Here is a 19,537-nt window from a genome sequence, read left to right as displayed (position 1 = left end):
TGCCTAAGCAGGACGTTTACGGGTGCATGTGGTCAACGAGCCTTTGGAAATCTTCCGGTGACGTGACTTCCTCACCTCTCCAAATCCAACGTGGTCGGATCTCTCCATCATACACATATTCATTTTCACTAAAATGCATGTCCTCATTTTCTTTATTTTCATTGCTAACAAGTAACCCCGTCTGACTCGCTGTCAGCTTGTTTTGCTCAACTTGATTTGAGTAGGCGTAATACTGTACGAGAAGCTGAGCACCTTCAAGGCCTTTTGTGTCGTTACCGGAGAGCGTGTTACCTGCTATGACTGAATCAGTGGTGCCTCCACGCTCTGAGTCGTAGCCCCCAATGGAGATACCAGTATAACTATTCTCGTACACGTCATTGTTAAGAATCTTAATATTGGTTGCAACCTTCCCTTCGTGCTCGGACGTTGCCTCAATCCCAATGTCATTTTGATAAACACTATTTTCTTCAATCAAAATGTCACTCCCGCCATCTACGTAAATACCACCAGCACTATAATCACCGTCATAGCTTGGGTTATCGTAACTAGAATTGTGGTGCACATCGTTTCCACGAATGATCCCGTTACGCGCAAAGTCACGATCTGGGTCTGCCGCAATCCCTTCATAACCAATTACATCAATTCCAATGTTATTTGTGTGGTGGACATGATTGTTCGCGATCAAAAAGTCACTGACATCACCGTTAACAACAAGTGCCTCACTCCAGCCTAGCCTAAGATCAGTAAGCGTGTTATTTGTGATCTCTATGTTCGTAATTGGTTCTTCACCATACACCGCGATGCCATGCGCATTCCCATCTTTTGCATTGGTCACAATGTCATGTATGAACAGATTCGATAATTCCACGTGCTCACTTGGCCCATTTACAAGAACACCAATGACTGTCTTATCTTCGTGCTCTGTTGTTACATGCTCCACTTCTAACCCGTCAATGTTGATATAGCTCTGTCCGCTGATCTCAATCATCGCCACATCATCGAGTTCATCCTCAAGTTGTTCTCCACTAAGACGAACTTCCTCCTCCTGATACGATTCAAAACGAATAGGCTGATTCTTTGTTCCACTATGCTGAATGATCAGTGGCTCATAGTAGATCCCCTCTCGTATCGTCACCGTCGTTCCAGCTGTTGCCCGATCTGCCGCTTCCTCAAGTGTTAATAGAGGTTCTTCAATTGTTCCAGCATTGCTGTCATTACCGTCAGTCGCCACGTAAAGCTGCGGCCCTTCTTCACTTGTTACAATTTGCTGCTCCTGGCAGCCTGCTACTAGTATTCCTGCAAGCAGGATAAGAGTTGTATATGTTCGTTTCAAGCTTGTTTGTTCCTCTCTATCTCTATTATTCAATCTTGTAACCGACTCCCCATACGGTTTGAATTACCTTGTAGCCCAGGGCTTTTTCTAATTTGTCTCGTAGATTACTAATATGGACCATGACTGTGTTGTTGGAGTCGTAGTATTTTTCCTTCCATACCTGTTGGAAGATCGACTCTGAATCAAATACTTGTCCAGGTTGACTAGCCAATAGGTAGAGAATCTCAAATTCCTTCGAAGTTAACTTTAGTTCTTTGTCTTGAACCATTGCCCTGTACTTTTTCTTATCAATGATTAGGTCACCTAACTCAAGGATTGTACTTTCCTTTGATGACCCACGGTAATAATACGCTCTTCGTAGTAATGCCTTCACTCTTACAACGAGCTCAAGTATATTAAAGGGTTTAATTAAATAATCATCTGCACCAGTCATAATTCCCGTAATCCGATCCATATCTTCTGACTTTGCACTAATCATTAGTATCGGGAGCTCATGATCTTGTCTTACTGTTTGGCAAAATTCTAATCCATCCATCTCAGGCATCATGACATCAAGAACAACTAAGTCAATATCACTTTCTTTCATTTTTTGAAGAGCTTCGACCCCATTGCTAGCAAGCATTGTGGCATACCCTTCATTTTTTAGTGAAATACTCACTAAGCGTGCGATTTCTTGATCATCATCCACTATTAAAATATGCTTAGACAATCGGTTCCACATCCTTCTTACTACTTGTCGAATGATAATACCTACAAACCCGCGATGAGAGACCGCAAGCTAAATCATTCGTTATCGTTTGAGCGAGAGTAGCCATTGTGTTCATACTTATTGCTTTATCATGACTCGTTCCAATTAATACTACTTGATCCCCGCTCTTTATACCATCTATATCGGTAACATCAATCATCAGTTGATCCATACATACATTTCCAACCTGATCCGCAAATTGTCCTTTAATTAGTATAGGTGCTCGTTTTCCTGAAACAGCTCTCGGATAGCCGTCTGCGTAACCAATCGATACGGTTGCGATTCTCCTTGGAGTATTAAATTGACATGTACGCCCATATCCAATCCATTCACCCGTAGACACTGTTTTAATCATTGAGACCCTTGCTTTTAGTTCCATAACAGGCTTCAAACCAATTTCCCTCACCTCTCCAGAAGGAATACCAAAAAGCATGATTCCAGGCCTAACAAAGTCATATGTTAGATGGGAATGATTCATAATCCCACCACTGTTTTGAAGATGTGTTTTTCCGTATGGATAATCTCTTAATGCACCTAAGCATTGGTTGAAGCGTGCAACCTGAACATTTGTCGTTTCTATATCTATAGGATCTAAACTGTCTGCAACAGATAGATGACTATAAATGCCGTGTACATGAAGTTGAGTATAGGAGAAGATTCCTTTGATATGATCGGTGTCAAGAACTGCGTAACCCATTCGATTCATACCGGTATCTACTTTAATCTCAACTTGAAGCCTCACGTCTGCCTTTTCAGCAGCTTTTGCTAAAGCTCTTGTATAAGTTGGCGAGAATACACTTTGAATCAACCGTAGCCGTGACAGAGTCATGGCCTCCTCAGGCGACGTCATTCCTAAAATTAAAATGTCCACGAAGGGTAAAAGATTTCTTAGCTGAACGGCTTCGTCTAGAGTAGCCACTGCAAAATTTGTTACACCTGCTTCAAAGAGGCATATTGCCGTTTGGTCCAGTCCATGTCCATACGCATCTGCTTTTACTACAGCCATGATGTTTGTTTCCCTAGGAATGGTTGAGCGGATCACGTCTACATTATGTAGGAGGTGATCTAGGTTGACCTCCATCCAAGCTCTAGATCGACTCAAGTCTACTCACTTCCCTTCCTTGCATAGCAAGCTCAATGAGCTCCTCTACCAATGCAGGATAGGGAATCCCTGATGCTTCAATCATTCGCGGGTATCTGCTGGAAGGTGTAAAGCCTGGCATTGTATTAATTTCATTAAAAACAATCTCTCCATTTTCTTTAATAAAGAAATCCACTCTTGCTAATCCCTTGCACCCTAATATGCGATAGATTTGTACTCCCAGCTGCTGTACCGTTTTCAAAACATCTTCCTTCTGTCTTGCTGGAACGTACTGTTTCATCTCACCGGAGTGATATTTGTCTTCATAATCAAGGAAATCTCTACTTGGTTCAATCTCTCCGATCAGGCCGACTTCAGGATAGTCATTTCCATAGACAGCACACCCTACTTCCATACCCAACACCATTCCTTCACAGAGGACTTTGTCATCAAAAGTAAATGCTTGTTCAATAGCTTGCTTTAATTCAATTTCATCATGTACTTTTGATATCCCATATGAAGAACCTGATCTTGCTGGCTTTACAAAGATCGGATACCCCACATCTTCTGTAGCCCATTGTTGTACCTGTTCAAATTGATACTCATATCGACCAAATGAGATAAAGTCGGTGGTACCAATGCCCGCGCTCTTCACTAATTGTTGCGCGATCACTTTGTCCATACAAAGAGCGGAACTTAATGTACCGCAGCCTACATACGGGATGTTTGCGATATCCAATAGACCCTGAATCGTACCGTCTTCCCCGTTTTTTCCATGAAGTACAGGAAAGTAACAGTCGATATGTATGTAAGTGATGCTTTCATTCTCTAATAAAATGAGACCTGGCTTATAATGATCGAGGCTGACAACCACTCGTTTCAAAAAGGGACTTCTTGCCCAACTTCCATCCTTAATCTGTTGACTAATTCCATCAAACTTATACCAACTGCCTTCCTTCGTAATCCCAATTTGGATGACATTGTACTTTGTTACTGATATCGCATCAATCACCGCTGCGGCTGATTGTAAGGACACCTCATGTTCACTTGATACGCCTCCAAAAAGAATAGCTACTGTTTTTCGTTCCACGGGTCATCTCTCCACTCATTTGTTAGTGAGTTCATCATAAAAAAAACCATTTAAGAAAGCAGAAAGAAAACCTTAAGAATCTTAAAGAATGAAAAAAGTTAAAAAAAAGCCTTTACAGAAAAACATTCTGTAAAGACTTAATGTCCTTTCAAGGCAGGCAAGGTCACGTAAAATGCTGTACCTTCTTGATCACTCGTCACACGTATGCCTCCACCATGCAGTTCAACAATGTTTTTTGCAATCGCAAGCCCTAAACCGGATCCACCAGTGTCCTTTGTTCTAGACTGATCCACACGGTAAAACCGTTCAAATAAAAATGGCAGTTCAGCTTGGGCAATAGGCTCCCCGTAGTTTCGGATTTCAACTTCAACCTTTTCATTTAGCTGATTTAATCGAATGTCAATGTGCGGGGCATCCGCTCCATATTTAATTGCATTCTCAATAATATTACCAAACACTCTTGAGAGCTTTTCACCATCCACCGTCTGCTTGACTTCATGTTCAGGTAGACTCATTCTAAAACTCAAGTTTGCCTTTTTCATCTGCAGATAGAAATGGGTTGCCATCTGGTTAATAATCTCTTTTAAATCAATCTCTTCTTTGTTCAAAACTAACTTTGGATTCTTTGTACGTATATATTCAAAAAGATCGTTCACCATGGTGTTCATTTGCTTTGTTTTATCATAAGCAATGTCCGTGTAATATCTAAGAGTCACCTCATCTTTGTATTGATCTCTCTGAATTAAATCAAGATAACCCATAATGGAGGTTAGCGGCGTCCTAAGATCATGTGAGACATTCGTAATTAATTCTGTTTTGGACTGTTCAGAAATTCGCTCCTCTTGCACGGTTGTTTCAAGCTTTTTAATTAGCTGATTTACCTGAGCCGCTAGGTGTCCAAGCTCATGATTCTCTTTCACTTCAACACGTTGAGAAAGCTCCCCGCTTGCCATTTTTTTGAGATCCGCTTCAATTTTCACGAAATAACGGATATATCTATGAGAAATAAAAATAAAACATAGAATGATACCAGCAAAAAATAAAAAAGTGACGAGATTAAAAAATTCATCTCCATAAAAATTCATTGCACTACCAAAAGCAACAGCAATTCGATCAAACATGTTCATATATTCAGTCCTAGATATCCAATACAGAAAATACAATCCTGCAATGGCCACACTCGTTACAAAGCCACTAAGCAACATCATCAAAAACACTTTAAACATAAGAGCCACATACCGTTTATTCAATCAACTCTTCCTCTCCCGATTGATTCTGCACTCAACCAAACACGTAATGTATCTAGCATACCATTACTCATAGGATCCGAATCCGCAAAAACAAGATCATCCCACATCGTGTTCATCTCTTCTATTTTATCGTCATGACTATGAAGCAATATGACTTGTTTATCATTAGTAATTGAAGCAGGTGCACTAAACAGTATGATAGGGACCAAACAGCATATACTAGCAATCAATTTTCTTATCAACTCTCCTCATCTCCTTCCTATCTGAGCATATCCATCTAATCATAAGAAGAAGAAAAGAAAACCTTAAGAATTCTAAAGAAAAAGGGGGAACAGATTTGAAGTGGAGCTTTAGCCTCTATGAGCTAATCAAAAAACCGTCCCCGACAAGGGCACGGTTCGTTTTTACTTAATTACTACGGCGAACACCGTTTCAATCTGACCAATTACATCTTCAGCCTCGTCTAGAAAATAAGTAATGACTGCATATTGATTTTCATCGAGACTTTGAACGTCAAACGTATTCCCTTCCAATTCTCCTTCCGTTAAGGTAGCACCTCTGTATGTCATGAGGTGATGTGTAACTGTGTGCTGTGTATCCTCACTTAGCTCAATTTCGAGCGTTTCTTCAAGCTCTACTTCATTTACGAATTCTGTAGCCCTTGCAGATCTGTCTTCACTTTCTTGGGAGGTGTTTGATTCGGTACAGTCATTCCAACAAACGACATTTGATTCCGACTCTAGTTCTTCGTTCGTTGAATTAAAGATTGAAACGATAGGAGCTTCATCCTGTAATGGCTCAGCGCCTGCTTCTTCGGACTGGTCACCTTGAATGGCGTTACTCGAGCATCCTACTAATAAGAACAGTATAAAAACCATGGCTATCTTCTTCATCCTGTCACCTCAGCTCTCATTTAATCAATGGATAGTTCACTATTCTTCGCTCTGTTTCATTTACAAGCTCAAGCTCGGTTGCATGAAAGTCTAAGGCTGTCAGCTGCATAGCATTTGCGAACACAATTTGGTCGGATTCTGTGACAAGATCTTCATCCACTGTGTAATGGACCGATGCGACCTCATTTTCAAAAGAGACATCATCGATTTCAATTCCTTCTACAATTGCCGTTGAGTAGGACAATTCATGTTCATTAACTGTTTTCATTTCTTCTATGGTTTCTTCGAAGTTCAACGGCTCTCCATCGGCTCCTGTAACGTTTTCATCCAATTGACCACCGGATAAGAATAAGGTCTGTTCGAGTTCTGTATCGTAGAGGGTATAATAGCCACGTGTTAGACCTCTTTCTTCTTCAATGTTCATCGTTTGATCAATTAATCGATCTGCGACAGTTACTTCATTCACCCCGTCAGGATCTAAGAAGACTGCTTCATTCACACCATATAAATCACTTATGGCTGAAAAGGACTGAAAAAACATACCATGCATTGCTGAAGATAATGAAAGATAAGTATATTCCGTTGTATTGAGTTCAACGGTTAGGGCATCCCCTTCTAATGACAGTTCAGTAAATGAGTCTAAAATATCCTGTTCAGAAGGATCACTTTCAAATAAGGACCTCTCAAGACGTTCTTCTCGTGATCCGTCTAAATCTCCCTCTCGATTAATTGAGAATGTTGTAATGAACTCAGTCGTTGCGTCCATGTAATCCGTCTGAATCGTATAATTCTCACTTTCCTGTACTTCCTCATATGCGTCTTCCTTCTCGTCCTCTGTGTCACTCAGTTCGTCTGGTTCACTCGATTCATCTGCTTCTATTTCCGCTCCTTCATCCTCTTGAGTATCCGTTCCACTCCCTTCCGTTTGTTCCTCCGTGTTATTTTCAACCGATTCCGTGTTTTGAGTTTGTTCATTTGAGGTATTACAACCAACAAGGATACAAGCAACCGAAACCATACCAGTTATTGCTGTTACCTTTTTCAATTTAATCCCTCCCTTTTTTTACCTTACCCGTATAGAGCTTGGGCTAAAAGGGTAATTTGTGATTTATTCATTATCATTGTAAAGGCACTAAATGATAATGCTGAAATGGGATTTATCCTACTATTACGCAAAACAGCTTATATTTTTGATAAAAAAGTTCGATCATACTTGTTGACAAACAGTAATAATTATTTAATAATAAGTATGTAATTAGAATAAATATCATTAAGCAATGGCTTAATGTTCATATTAGGAGGATGTTTATTTATGTCACTTATCGGTTCAGAAGTACTTCCATTCACAGCACAAGCTTACAAAAATGGTGAGTTTGTTGAGGTAACAAATGATAGCTTTAAAGGTCAATGGAGCGTTGTTTGCTTCTACCCTGCTGACTTCAGCTTTGTTTGCCCAACAGAACTTGAGGATCTACAAAACCAATATGCAGATTTAAAAGCACTTGGTGCAGAAGTATACTCTGTTTCAACAGATACTCACTTCGTTCACAAAGGTTGGCATGATAGCTCAGAGAAAATCGGTAAGATCACGTACACAATGATTGGTGATCCATCTCAAACGATTTCTCGTAACTTCCAAGTATTAAACGAAGCTTCAGGTCTTGCTGATCGTGGTACGTTTGTTATTGATCCGGATGGTATCATTCAAACAGTTGAGGTGAATGCAGACGGTATTGGCCGTGATGCAAGCATCCTAGTAAACAAAATCAAAGCAGCTCAATATGTTCGTAACAATCCAGGTGAAGTATGTCCTGCAAAATGGGAAGAAGGAACAGAAACACTTACACCTAGCCTTGATCTAGTAGGTAAAATCTAAGGAGTGTCGTAAAACATGGTTCTGGATACAGAGATTAAGTCACAGCTCAATCAATATATGCAGCTTTTAGAAAATGACATTGTGATTAAAGTGAACGCAGGAGACGATAAAGTATCAACAGATATGATCGCTCTTCTCGATGAACTTTCTGCTATGTCTGAGAGAATTACGATTGAAAAGGCTGCTCTACCCAGAACGCCAAGTTTTAGTGTAAACCGTGTAGGAGAGGACACTGGCGTAACATTCGCCGGTGTTCCTTTAGGTCATGAGTTCACATCTCTTGTCTTGGCATTGCTTCAAGTGAGTGGTAGAGCTCCAAAAGTGGATCAATCGGTTATTGATCAAATCAAACAAATTAAAGGTGAATTTCACTTTGAATCATATATTAGCTTAACGTGTCATAACTGCCCTGACGTGGTTCAGGCGTTAAACATGATGAGTGTATTGAACCCTAATATTACGCACACCATGATTGACGGAGCAGCCTTTAAAGATGAGGTTGAGGATAAGCAGGTTATGGCTGTACCAAGCGTCTTTTTAAACGGTCAATCGTTCGGAAGTGGTCGCATGAGCACGGAAGAAATCATTGCTAAAATGGGTGTTGGCGTTGACGCGAAAGAGCTAGCTTCTAAAGATCCATTTGATGTTCTTGTTGTTGGCGGTGGTCCAGCTGGTTCAAGTGCTGCGATTTATGCTGCCCGCAAAGGAATTCGTACTGGGATTGTTGCTGAGCGCTTTGGTGGTCAAGTAATGGATACATTAAGCATTGAGAACTTCATCAGTGTTCCTCATACGGAAGGTCCAAAGCTTGCTGCAAGCCTTGAGGAGCATGTGAAGAACTACAGTGTGGACATCATGAACCTGCAAAAAGCGAAGCATTTGGAGAAAAAGGATCTGTTTGAGGTAACGCTTGAGAACGATGCCGTGCTTAAAGCGAAAACAGTCATCCTCTCTACTGGTGCACGCTGGAGAAATGTTGGCGTACCTGGTGAAGAAGAATTTAAGAATAAAGGTGTGGCTTACTGCCCACACTGTGACGGTCCATTATTTGAAGGCAAAGATGTTGCTGTTATCGGTGGAGGAAACTCTGGAATTGAAGCAGCAATTGACCTTGCGGGGATCGTTAACCACGTGACTGTTCTTGAATTCGCACCTGAGCTTAAAGCAGACAGCGTTCTTCAAGATCGTGTGAATAGCCTACCAAACGTCACGGTAATCACGAACGCACAAACAACCGAGATCACTGGCGACACAAGTGTAAACGGAATTTCGTACAAAGATCGTGCTACGGATGAAATCCATCACGTTGCCTTACAAGGTGTGTTCGTTCAAATTGGTCTCGTGCCTAACACAGAATGGTTAGATGAGTCTGTTGAACGTAATCGTATGGGCGAGATCGTAGTAGATAAGCAAGGCGCTACAAGCGTCAAAGGTCTATTCGCTGCCGGCGATTGCACCGATAGCGCGTACAACCAAATCATTATTTCCATGGGATCAGGTGCTACTGCCTCACTCGGTGCATTTGACTATCTCATTCGGAATTAAGATAGATGAAGTAAAAACTCGTCCTATGTGTGGGACGAGTTTTTTTGCGTATGGAACACCCGCTCACTCAATCTCTGCTTCCGTCGGTCAATCGTGTCGTAATACTTCACCTTCTTTTGGAGCACCTTAAGACTGGCTAGCTTCTGGTCAATCTCTTGCTGCACCTTTTCTGCATGTGCTGCCATTAACTCTTTCCTTGCAGTTATCGTATCTGCCCCCTCTTGGAACATGACCACATATTCCTTTATCACTCGTATCGGCATGTCGGTATCACGCAATGTTTTGATAAACGTAATCCATTCAATGTCTGTATCTGTGTAGCTTCTATTTCCTGATGAGTCACGGTTGATTGCTGGAATTAATTGTTCTTTTTCATAATAACGTAACGTTGATGCTGACAGGCCAAGCTTTTCTTTAATTTCGTTCATTGAGTAATGGTTCAACTAAGCAAGTCCTTTCCTTTGACTTAAAGTGCACTTTAAGTAGTATGATACATTCATCTTAATAGAGGAGTGATTTGATGTCTAACAAAATTCTTGTTGCTGTAAGTAGTTTTCCAAAATATCCGGATTTAAATAGAGCGACCGGCTTATGGTTAGGAGAAGCTGTACACTTTGTCAAAAAGGTAGAAGACGCTGGGTTCGAGGTGGATTATGTGAGTCCAAAAGGTGGCTACACACCAATTGATCCTCATAGTCTGGCTGCGGCTGAAGAGATTGACTGGGAGTTCTATCTGAATCCTAAATTCATGAAGAAGCTTGGAAACACATTAACACCTGAAGAAGTAAACCCTGCTGATTATGCAGCGATTTATTATGCAGGTGGTCACGGAACCGTCTGGGACTTCCCTGAAAACGAAGGTCTACAAAAGATTAGCCAAACCATTTACAATAATGGCGGAATCATTTCTTCTGTATGCCACGGTGCGGTTGCGTTATTAAACCTTAAAACAGAAGAAGGAAACTACCTGATTGCTGATAAAGTGGTGACAGGATTCACAAACGAAGAAGAAAAGGCTGTAGAACTTGATGAGTACCTGCCATACCTCGCTGAAACAGAACTAGTTAAGCGTGGTGCACGTTTCCAAAAAGCAGACAAGCCTTTTGCACCATACGCTGTTGAAGATGGACGCCTAGTTACCGGTCAGAACCCGGCTTCTGGTGGTCCCGTTGCAGACCTTGTGTTAAAACAGCTTCAAAAGTAAGTAAAATAGCGACCGGTCCTACGTAGACTGGTCGCTTCTTTCTTTTAAAAGAAATCAATCAAAGCTGGCTCGTCTCCGGGAATAAGTGACACAAAGTGTTGGATCGCTTCGTTATCGCCTTTGATCAAGCCTTGCTTCAGATAAAATGAAGGTCTTCTGTAGCCTAGCATCAAGCTAGTTAATGTCTGGATACTCATCGATATGGTCGGTTCCTCGGATGATACTTCGCAGCTTACATACCCGTCTTCACTCGAGACCGAGAATGTCCGATCATTCCATTCAGCATAGGGGTCCTCAACTTGAAGCGTGAAGCTCATTCCTGTTCCCTCGGTAAACGGAAACTCTTTGAAGAATGCTTCAACATCAACAATTCGTGCCATAAAGTAAGGATGAATCACTGCCTTTGCTTTTGGGTCCGGAAGAACATATGCCACATGCTCTGAACCAGCTGCTGTTATTTCAACAGACTCAACCATTGAATCATGCTGACCAATAAATGAAAGCAGAGCCTTCAACCCTCTACTCTCTCTATAGACAAGCTCTTCTGTCTCAAACCGATGGCCTTTCACTTTATACACCATGTAAGCCGTGGGCACGCCTTTTGAATCAGTATAAAGAACCGTCTCATACTTCGCGTATTTCTCCATTAGTGCTTCCCACCACCAGCTCTCGCGGACAAGCATTCCATGACTACAGCTTTGCTCATACACTGTACGGATTCGAGAGTCAGAAAAAGGCACTCGTTCAAACTCTCCTTCGAGTGTTCGGTCTGGCTTCGGAAACTCGGAAGGCTGGAGTGTATAAGTCGCTTCATCAAACGCAATTTCCCAGCCGAATTTACGATAAAACCCTACCGCAAATGGATGAAGATAAGAAAGCACATGCCCTTCTTCTCTCATCGTTTTTAGTGTATAGCTCATCAGCTGAGTGATGAGTCCCTTGCGCCGCTGCTCAGGATATGACGCCACTCCGGCAATGCCACCCATTCTCATCGTTTGACCGAATACATTTACATCAAAATCCAACAGCTCTACTTTTGCAAGAACCTTTCCACCCTCTACCTCGCCGTAGGTCGTCGCATCCTTCCACGAGCGCTTCGCCCGAGCACGAGATTCTTCCGGATCATCTACTTGAAAGGCGTAACAATCTAACGCATATGCTTGTTCAAATTCATCATCTTCTAAACGTCGAATGGTCATGTGCAACCTCCATATCTTGGAATATCTCTAGTTTAGCATAAGCGTATACTCTATTTAACCTAAAAAAACAGGATAGATCTGTGATCTACCCTGCCGTTATTTACATTACATAAAACGGCTCATATCTGGATAACCCGATGTCGCCCAAGCTCCATCAACTAACAAGCTTGAACCTGAAATGTATCCAGCATCCTTACTTACAAGAAATATAGCTGGTCCAGCAATTTCGTCTGGTTTAGCTGGGCGTTCCATTGGAATACGTTCCATATAAGCTTTATTAATATCATCTTGTTCCAATAATGATGCAGTAAGTGGTGAATCGACTAATCCTGGTAAAATTGCATTTACTCTTATGTTTTCTCTTGCTAATTCAAGTGCACCGTTTTTAGTTAGCATCTCAACACCAGCTTTAGCAGATGCGTAAGCAGAACCAGCATACATTGGTACATGTGAGTTTAGGGAAGCTACATTCACAATGGCTCCTCCACCCTGTTTTTTCATCTGTCTTGCCTGGTGCTTCATTGATAGGAAAACACCCTTCAGACATAGATCAACTGTGAAATCCCAGTCCTCTACAGGCATGTCCGCAATCGGAGCCATCTTTTGTGCACCTGCGACGTTAAAACCATAGTCTACACGACCAAATGCTTCCACAGCTTGAGAGACTAGTGCTTCAATATCTTCTTCTTTCGTTACATCTACCTTCACACCAAGAAATTGATCACCGAACTCCGACTTCAATTCTTCTAGACGCTCCACGTTTATGTCACCTGCTGCAACCTTTGCACCTTCTTTTATAAGACGATCTACGATACTAAATCCGATCCCTGATGCGCCACCAGTTACAACTGCAACTTTACCTGTAAATTCTTGTTCTTGATTTCCCAATTAAATCACCTCTGAGTTATTAGATTTAAAAAAATATTACAAACTCATTATAGATCTAAACTCATGTATAACCTAATAGAACGCTCACACTTTAGGCCTACTTGCTATTATGCAGCTGCAAACCCAGATGCTCACGAAAGCTATGACCACTATAAGCCTCTCTAAACAAACCTACTCGCTGCAATTCAGGAACCACTAGCTCTACAAAGTCATCTAAACTTCCAGGTAAGGTTGGAGGCATTAAGTTAAATCCGTCAGCTACTCCGGCTTCCACCCATTTTTTCATTTGATTTACGATGTCCTTTGGTGTTCCAATGAGTGTAAGGTGCCCACCACCTGCACTTAGGTATCCTATTAATTCTCTCACCGTCGGGTCGGTATCCTGTATAATTTCTAGAACGGTTTCGTAGCGACCAACGGGACCTGTAAACTCTTCTACCGGTGGTAAAGGTGGTACCTTTTCATCAAGTTCCCAATTGTAGCAGTCCTGTTGCGTAAAGAAGCTGAGTTGTTTTAAAGCAGTCTCAATCGGCAGTCGTTCATCTAGCGCTGCTTTTTTCTCTAAGGCTTCTTCATATGTACGACCAACATACGTAACGAGTCCAGGTAAGACTTTTATCTTCTTAGTTGGGTTCTCACTTTGCTGAATCTGATGGTCTAGCTTAGCTCGGAACGTTTTTGCTTGCTTCAAATTCCACGAGACAGAGTAAACAGCATCTGCATATTTTGTCGCTAAGGCAATGCCTTCTTTTGATGCTCCTGCTTGCATCGAGACTGGTTTACCCTGAGGACTACGTGGCGTCGTAGAAGGTCCATGCACATTAAAATGTGTCCCCTGATGATGAATGGGCTCTATCTCTGATGGATCGATGATACTCCCTGCATCCCTATCATGTAAAAACGCCTCTTCCTCCCATGAAAGAAACAACTTATCCATAACCGCCGCAAACTCATCAGCCTTCTGATACCGCTCCGCACGTGGGGGCAGCGCGTCCATCCCGTGATTTTTGGCTTCAATATCTGTCATTGAGGTCACCAGATTCCATCCTACACGTCCGTTCGTCAGGTGATCCAAGCTTAAAATCTGTCTGGCCGCTGTAAATGGATTAGAAAAGGTACTTGAAATGGTTGAGACTAATCCAACATGGGTGGTCACTTGAGAGATAGCCGTTAAATTCACGATCGGATCAAACCAAAAGGCAGGCATTTCACTAGAATCATTTCCTTTAAATGCTTGGTTGTCCGCAAAAAAGATCGCATCAAAGTACCCCTTCTCCGCAAGTTGCCCGAGCGACTGGTAATATGAAATCTTGCCAACCTGCTCGATACTAGAATCAGGCATCATCCAAGCCGCTTGATGATGTCCACATCCATATAGTAAAACACCTAGATGTATTTGTTTCTTTACCACATCACTCACCTCACTTAGTTCATCGTCAGTCCGCCATCTACTGTAATGTTCTGACCAGTCATCCCAGTTGCATGCTCCGATGCCAAATACGCAACCATATTCGCTACATCCTGAGTCTCGGTTACTTTTTTAAGTGGAGTAGATTGGGCAATTAGATCAAACACTTCAGGAGTTGTCACTGCACTAGCATCCGTCGTTTTTAACAAACCGCCTGAAACCACGTTTGCTTTAATTCCATGCACACCAAGTTCAGCCGCAATGTTCCGAGTAAATCCAATTAAGCCCGCTTTCGCCGTTGTGTATTCATGGTAAGGAACAACCGGATTCTGGAATAGGTTCGTTCCGATATTAATAATCGCTCCTTCTTTTCGTTCAATAAACTGAGGAACGACACTTTGAATCACGTTAAAAGCAGCTTTCAACGTTCCATCAACCTGCTTCTGATAATCCTCCCATGAAAGCTCTATAAACGACTTCTGTTTTGTAGGATCAAACTTGAAATCAACTAACGCATTGTTAACCACTACATCAACCTTCCCAAAGTAAGCCGTCGCTTGTTCAATTAGTTGATCCACTTCTGCCCGATTCGTTACATCTGCTTGAATAGCACAAGCCTTGTCTTCTCCAATCTCAGCCACCAACGCTTCTGCAGCTGCCTTGCTTTGATAATAGTTTATGACAACTTGAAACCCTTGCCCCGCCAGCGTTCGTACAATTGTTTCTCCTAGTCCTCTGCTTCCACCTGTTACAACGACTGTTCTTGTCATTCTGTCCACTCCTCTATGTTTTTGTTAGATAAACGAAAAAGCGCAGCACTCCTGTAGGAACGCTGCGCAAACTAATACATACCAATGAAACACAAATACACGGTAACTATGTATTGAAGCTTGGCACTTTCCTCCGCTAGTCTTACCTAGTTCAGGTTCAAAGGGTTCGAGTATACACTCATCTCAGTTAAAAACACCCCTAGTGCTTCTTGACTATTCAATTATTGGGTAACGCTTTCACATTGGCTTTACTATACCTTAGATTAATTAGTGCGTAAAGATTTAATTCACTCATCTTCATCCTTTAAAAGCTCTAATAGCATTCTTTCACGATTCTGAAGAAAGTAGTGAGTGATCTGGTAATGATCTGTCATTTGGTAATCAATCAAATCGATCGTCTGATGATCAAAGCTATAGATCTCTGCATCTGGATAGCCAAGTAGGATAGGAGAATGAGTAGCAATAATAAATTGCGCGTTTTCCTTTGTGGCCAGGTCATGAATGACTCTTAGAAAAACGAGTTGTCTGGCAGGAGATAACGCAGCCTCTGGTTCATCGAGTAAATAGAGAGCCTTACAATCAAACCGATTTTTAAACAAAGAAAGAAACGATTCTCCGTGCGATTGTTCGTGTAAGGATTGTCCACCGTAACGGCCATAACTGTAGGAAGGGTCATCTTCTTTTAATTGATCCAAATGAGAAGCAAATTGATAAAAGGATTCAGCTCTTAAAAAAAAGCCGTCACCAGTCTTAGGCATCCATCCTAACCGAAGATAGTCTCCTAATGCTGATTGGGAAGCATGCACCTCATATTGGTTTCCCCTGCCTCCTCCCGCTGTATTAAAATCACATTTATCAGCAATTCCCTCTAACATCGTCGACTTTCCTGAGCCGTTTTCACCCACAAAAAAAGTAACGGCTTTGGTTAGATTTAGTTCATCAAAATGCTTCATACACGGGATCGAGAAAGGATATTCATTGTGACCTGAGATCTTTTCACGTAATAATTTGATCTTTTTTAAATACATGACTTCCCCCTCCTACAATTTATTTTCAACTACTTCATCTTTTCACACTATACCATCTTCTTTTCCTGATTTTGATGCGATAGATTGAAAAAATCAGTTGCATTTAACATAAATTCATCATATTATTTACTTACCGGTAAGTAAATAAAGGAGGAGATCATATGCGCAACAAGGAACAAACGTACAAACAAATTATTGAAACGGCCTTTTCTATGTTCTCGGAAAAAGGGTTTGATCACACAAGCATGGCTCACATCGCAGCAGAAGTAGGCATAACGAAACCAGCTGTTTATTACTATTTCAAATCAAAAGATGAACTGATTAAAGCCCTCTTCGACATCATAGCTAAAGAAATACAGTCAATCACTTATGCAGACCTAAACGAAATGAATGATACGAACCTGCGTACCATGTTGTATAGCATCGGTGAAAAAGCGATTTCTCTTCAAGAGCAAAATCTGCAGTTTAATCAATTATTTAACCAATACATCTTGTTAGCCTCTCGTGACTCTTACTACTCTGAGAAAATCAGAGACATTCAACAGGATTTCTTTAATGCCTTCTATAATCTGTTTAAGCATGCTGTTAAAGTGAAAGCAATCAAGAATGAAAACATTTTAATTAAGTCACAATTGCTTGCACTTGTCTTTGATAACATTACAAATTACATCTTATCCGACACAACATTAGAATTTGAACAGGTGTGGCGTGAAGCTGTAGATAATACGCTAAGAGGCATAGAAACATATGAACAATAGTCTAAATCATCATCGTATAGAAGGGTTAGACTTTGCTCGTGCACTAGCAATGTTTGGAATGCTGGTCATGAATTTCATGGTGTCTACTGGAGCACAGGGCAACGGTGCGCCTGCATTGGTCTGGTTCACCAACTTATTTGAAGGAAGAGCCGCGGCTACGTTTGTTACGTTGGCTGGTATCGGGATTACATTGATGACCAGGAAAGCACGTGTCACAGCAGAGCAATCAGTCATTCAGAATGCCAGAACCTCATTACTAAAGCGATCCCTTTTCTTATTTGTACTCGGTATGCTGTTATACAGCATTGGTTGGTCAGGAGACATCTTACACTATTATGGTTTTTTTATGTGTTTTGCAGCTTTTATAATCCTAACCTCACCAAAATTTATTATAGTACTCCTTGCGACTATTGCCCTTGTCGCTCAGTTCTGCCAAGTCTTCTTTAACTATATGCATGGATGGAATCCAACTCAGCCCTTTTTAGAGTATCTTGATTTCTGGACTGTGACAGGATTTCTTAGAAACTTATTTTTTAATGGATACCACCCTATTTTTCCATGGTTTGGCTTTTTACTGATCGGTATGCTAATAGGGCGTTTGAATTTATCAGATGCCAGAACAAGAAAAATCATACTCCTTATGAGTTTAACCTTGCTCACCACAACAGAGCTTCTATCTAGAATCTTCATTCACCTTTTTTCAAAATCCATTTTGGATATGGAAAGTGCGCTTTTCATCTTTGAAACAGGACCGTTCCCACCAAATATCTTTTATCTGCTCTCTAATTCAGCGTCTGCGCTACTGGTGATTATGTTATCTATCTACATCGTTACCAAATGGTCAAATAACCCTCTCATTCGTTCTCTTATCTACACAGGCCAATTAACATTAACCCATTATGTAAGTCACGTCGTTATTGGAATCGTCATTCTACTGCTCTTTGATAAAGTCGTTCTGTATAATGGATACGTGGCCCAACCACTTTTGCCTATCTTTCTTTATGCTTGTGGTTTTTTCATCGTAAGTATCATTTTCTCAGCTTTTTGGAGAAGAAAATATAGTAGAGGACCAATCGAAATGTTAATGAGAAGATGGTCATGATTGGATCAAACAGCTTCATAATAGAAAAGAGGCTGAGACATAACTAAAAATCAAATTGAAAAGGCGAATGATTCGATTGCAGAATCATTCGCCTTTCGTGATTTTATTTGAACAAGCGGAGGGAGAACCCGAGACTCCCTACGGAACAGAACGTGGTGAAGACACTGTAGCGGCGCTTTTCCCGCGAAAGGGGCTGAGGCCGTTCCCGCAGGTGCGAGGGATTCTCCTGTAGCGCCTTATTTGCTATAGTCGTGTTTGACTCGCAACATTAATGTTATGTCCCGCCCTCTAAGAATCATGGTGATACGACTCCAACACCTGCATTTTGACGTACAACATTTTTCACCTGACTTACAGGAGTCGCCTGATACGAATATGGTGGGTTGTATGTTGTTGTCGAAGACGTTGGGATATCACCAGTTGATTGGCTAAATGTGTTATTGATTAAATGCCAATAACCAATCTGTTTACTATCACGGCTAGTAATCGGGTTACGTGTGTTCTCAAATGCATTCTCTTCAATTCGTATCTTAGCACCCATTCGAGAATTGATACCCGTTTCAACAATGTTGCTGTAGTAGTTGCTAAAAATATGAGCCTCACCAAAGCGTACTGAAGGGACGCGAGAGTTCAAATTTTCAAAGTAGTTATTATGGAAAGTGATTTTACGGTTATATGAATCAGTGTCTGATGAGCCCATCAGCATACTTTTCCAGCTATCATGCACATAGTTCCACGAGAATGTAATGTAGTCAGCGTCTTTTTTCACATCAAACAGACCATCGTAATAATCCTTGTGCACGTCTAAGCTGTTATAGAGTTCATTGTGGTCTACCCAAATGTTTTTAGAAGGTCCTTCAATACTAATAGCATCTTTATCCCCGGTATTCACATGGTGAATCTTCAGGTTACGGATAATGATATTGTTCGCACGCCACACTTTTATACCAATCCCATTAAACTCTCCTCGTGTTCCTACACCGAGAATTGAAACATCATTTATGTCTTTTATGTCGATTTTACTAGCTGATGTATTTGAGGGGGTAATTGTACCATTTACATAAATCGTTAAAGGGGTATTGCTTGGTTTGTTTTTTAACGCGGCAAGTAATTGATCTCCTGTTGTCACGGTTACAGTCGTACCACCGGCACCACCAGTTGTGCCACCATTCAGTGTGGCAAAACCTTGCATAGCAAAATTAGCATTGTTAATGTTAGCGCTTTCATTTCCTGCCTCGACTGGAACAGTAAATACACTTAACATGAGCACCATGGCAATGAATACGGAGAAGATTGATTTCAAACTCATCCCTACTTTCGCATCGTTTTGGTTAAATGAATGGAAACAACAATCTAACAGCTCC

The 19,537-nt window shown here is 41.3% G+C and carries 20 protein-coding genes and 1 riboswitch; of the genes, 5 read left to right on the top strand and 15 right to left on the bottom strand.

Annotation, left to right across the window (positions count from 1 at the left end; translation table 11 throughout):
* Nucleotides 1–16 precede the first annotated feature (16 nt).
* From NSQ54_01755 to NSQ54_01720, 8 genes are all read right to left on the bottom strand, one after another.
* On the bottom strand, nt 17–1,366 hold the full coding sequence (locus NSQ54_01755) for a right-handed parallel beta-helix repeat-containing protein (protein WYP26863.1): 1,350 nt from the start codon (nt 1,364–1,366) through the stop codon (nt 17–19).
* Nucleotides 1,359–2,054, bottom strand: a complete 696-nt coding sequence (locus NSQ54_01750) for a response regulator transcription factor (GenBank protein WYP26862.1) — start codon at nt 2,052–2,054, stop codon at nt 1,359–1,361. Before NSQ54_01750 ends, NSQ54_01755 begins: the two co-directional genes overlap by 8 nt.
* Entirely contained in the window at nt 2,035–3,183 is a 1,149-nt protein-coding gene (alr, locus tag NSQ54_01745) for an alanine racemase (protein WYP26861.1), read from the bottom strand. The genes NSQ54_01750 and alr overlap by 20 nt, the downstream gene beginning before the upstream one ends.
* Nucleotides 3,170–4,252 (bottom strand): D-alanine--D-alanine ligase family protein, encoded by a 1,083-nt coding sequence (locus tag NSQ54_01740; protein ID WYP26860.1) that lies wholly within the window; start codon nt 4,250–4,252, stop codon nt 3,170–3,172. The genes alr and NSQ54_01740 overlap by 14 nt, the downstream gene beginning before the upstream one ends.
* Before the next feature lie 137 nt (nt 4,253–4,389).
* Nucleotides 4,390–5,502 carry a HAMP domain-containing sensor histidine kinase gene (locus tag NSQ54_01735; protein ID WYP26859.1) on the bottom strand — a complete coding sequence of 371 codons (1,113 nt, stop codon included), beginning with the start codon at nt 5,500–5,502 and terminating at the stop codon, nt 4,390–4,392.
* Nucleotides 5,499–5,744 (bottom strand): hypothetical protein, encoded by a 246-nt coding sequence (locus NSQ54_01730; GenBank protein WYP26858.1) that lies wholly within the window; start codon nt 5,742–5,744, stop codon nt 5,499–5,501. Before NSQ54_01730 ends, NSQ54_01735 begins: the two co-directional genes overlap by 4 nt.
* 162 nt (nt 5,745–5,906) lie before the next feature.
* Nucleotides 5,907–6,395 (bottom strand): hypothetical protein, encoded by a 489-nt coding sequence (locus NSQ54_01725; GenBank protein ID WYP26857.1) that lies wholly within the window; start codon nt 6,393–6,395, stop codon nt 5,907–5,909.
* Nucleotides 6,396–6,411: 16 nt separating this feature from the next.
* A complete protein-coding gene (locus tag NSQ54_01720; GenBank protein ID WYP26856.1) occupies nt 6,412–7,440 on the bottom strand; it encodes a hypothetical protein in 1,029 nt (342 codons plus the stop codon).
* Nucleotides 7,441–7,707: 267 nt separating this feature from the next.
* On the opposite strand from NSQ54_01720, the gene ahpC reads away from it, so the two are divergent.
* Nucleotides 7,708–8,271: an alkyl hydroperoxide reductase subunit C gene (ahpC, locus tag NSQ54_01715; protein ID WYP26855.1), complete on the top strand. Its 564-nt coding sequence runs from the start codon at nt 7,708–7,710 to the stop codon at nt 8,269–8,271.
* 15 nt (nt 8,272–8,286) lie between these two features.
* Entirely contained in the window at nt 8,287–9,816 is a 1,530-nt protein-coding gene (gene ahpF / locus NSQ54_01710; GenBank protein ID WYP26854.1) for an alkyl hydroperoxide reductase subunit F, read from the top strand.
* Nucleotides 9,817–9,839: 23 nt separating this feature from the next.
* Here ahpF and NSQ54_01705 read toward each other — a convergent pair whose 3' ends face one another.
* Complete coding sequence (locus NSQ54_01705) at nt 9,840–10,259, bottom strand: MerR family transcriptional regulator (protein WYP26853.1); 420 nt, start codon at nt 10,257–10,259, stop codon at nt 9,840–9,842.
* Between the two features lie 77 nt (nt 10,260–10,336).
* Between NSQ54_01705 and NSQ54_01700 the strand changes: the two genes are divergently transcribed.
* The gene (locus tag NSQ54_01700; GenBank protein WYP26852.1) at nt 10,337–11,020 is read left to right on the top strand and encodes a type 1 glutamine amidotransferase domain-containing protein; all 684 of its coding nucleotides are present in this window, start codon (nt 10,337–10,339) and stop codon (nt 11,018–11,020) included.
* Nucleotides 11,021–11,064: 44 nt separating this feature from the next.
* Here the strand turns inward: NSQ54_01700 and NSQ54_01695 are convergent, their stop codons facing one another.
* From NSQ54_01695 to NSQ54_01675, 5 genes are all read right to left on the bottom strand, one after another.
* A complete protein-coding gene (locus NSQ54_01695; protein ID WYP26851.1) occupies nt 11,065–12,219 on the bottom strand; it encodes a GNAT family N-acetyltransferase in 1,155 nt (384 codons plus the stop codon).
* A 105-nt stretch (nt 12,220–12,324) separates the two neighbouring features.
* The gene (locus NSQ54_01690; protein ID WYP26850.1) at nt 12,325–13,107 is read right to left on the bottom strand and encodes an SDR family NAD(P)-dependent oxidoreductase; all 783 of its coding nucleotides are present in this window, start codon (nt 13,105–13,107) and stop codon (nt 12,325–12,327) included.
* A gap of 97 nt (nt 13,108–13,204) precedes the next feature.
* Entirely contained in the window at nt 13,205–14,527 is a 1,323-nt protein-coding gene (locus NSQ54_01685; protein ID WYP26849.1) for an LLM class flavin-dependent oxidoreductase, read from the bottom strand.
* Between the two features lie 5 nt (nt 14,528–14,532).
* Nucleotides 14,533–15,285 (bottom strand): 3-oxoacyl-ACP reductase, encoded by a 753-nt coding sequence (locus NSQ54_01680; GenBank protein WYP26848.1) that lies wholly within the window; start codon nt 15,283–15,285, stop codon nt 14,533–14,535.
* 111 nt (nt 15,286–15,396) lie between these two features.
* Nucleotides 15,397–15,496, bottom strand: a riboswitch (TPP riboswitch).
* A gap of 76 nt (nt 15,497–15,572) precedes the next feature.
* Nucleotides 15,573–16,313 (bottom strand): AAA family ATPase, encoded by a 741-nt coding sequence (locus tag NSQ54_01675; protein ID WYP26847.1) that lies wholly within the window; start codon nt 16,311–16,313, stop codon nt 15,573–15,575.
* A gap of 161 nt (nt 16,314–16,474) precedes the next feature.
* On the opposite strand from NSQ54_01675, the gene NSQ54_01670 reads away from it, so the two are divergent.
* Together NSQ54_01670 and NSQ54_01665 are read left to right on the top strand one after the other, a co-directional pair.
* Nucleotides 16,475–17,071 carry a TetR/AcrR family transcriptional regulator gene (locus NSQ54_01670; protein WYP26846.1) on the top strand — a complete coding sequence of 199 codons (597 nt, stop codon included), beginning with the start codon at nt 16,475–16,477 and terminating at the stop codon, nt 17,069–17,071.
* Nucleotides 17,061–18,173 (top strand): heparan-alpha-glucosaminide N-acetyltransferase domain-containing protein, encoded by a 1,113-nt coding sequence (locus tag NSQ54_01665; protein ID WYP26845.1) that lies wholly within the window; start codon nt 17,061–17,063, stop codon nt 18,171–18,173. The genes NSQ54_01670 and NSQ54_01665 overlap by 11 nt, the downstream gene beginning before the upstream one ends.
* A gap of 295 nt (nt 18,174–18,468) precedes the next feature.
* Here NSQ54_01665 and NSQ54_01660 read toward each other — a convergent pair whose 3' ends face one another.
* Nucleotides 18,469–19,446: a pectate lyase gene (locus tag NSQ54_01660; GenBank protein WYP28476.1), complete on the bottom strand. Its 978-nt coding sequence runs from the start codon at nt 19,444–19,446 to the stop codon at nt 18,469–18,471.
* Nucleotides 19,447–19,537 lie beyond the last annotated feature (91 nt).

Source organism: Alkalihalobacillus sp. FSL W8-0930, assembly GCA_037965595.1.
Taxonomy (GTDB): domain Bacteria; phylum Bacillota; class Bacilli; order Bacillales; family Bacillaceae_D; genus Alkalicoccobacillus.
The sequence above is the reverse complement of the archived record's forward strand: the minus strand, read 5'-3'. Positions and strand labels throughout refer to the sequence as shown.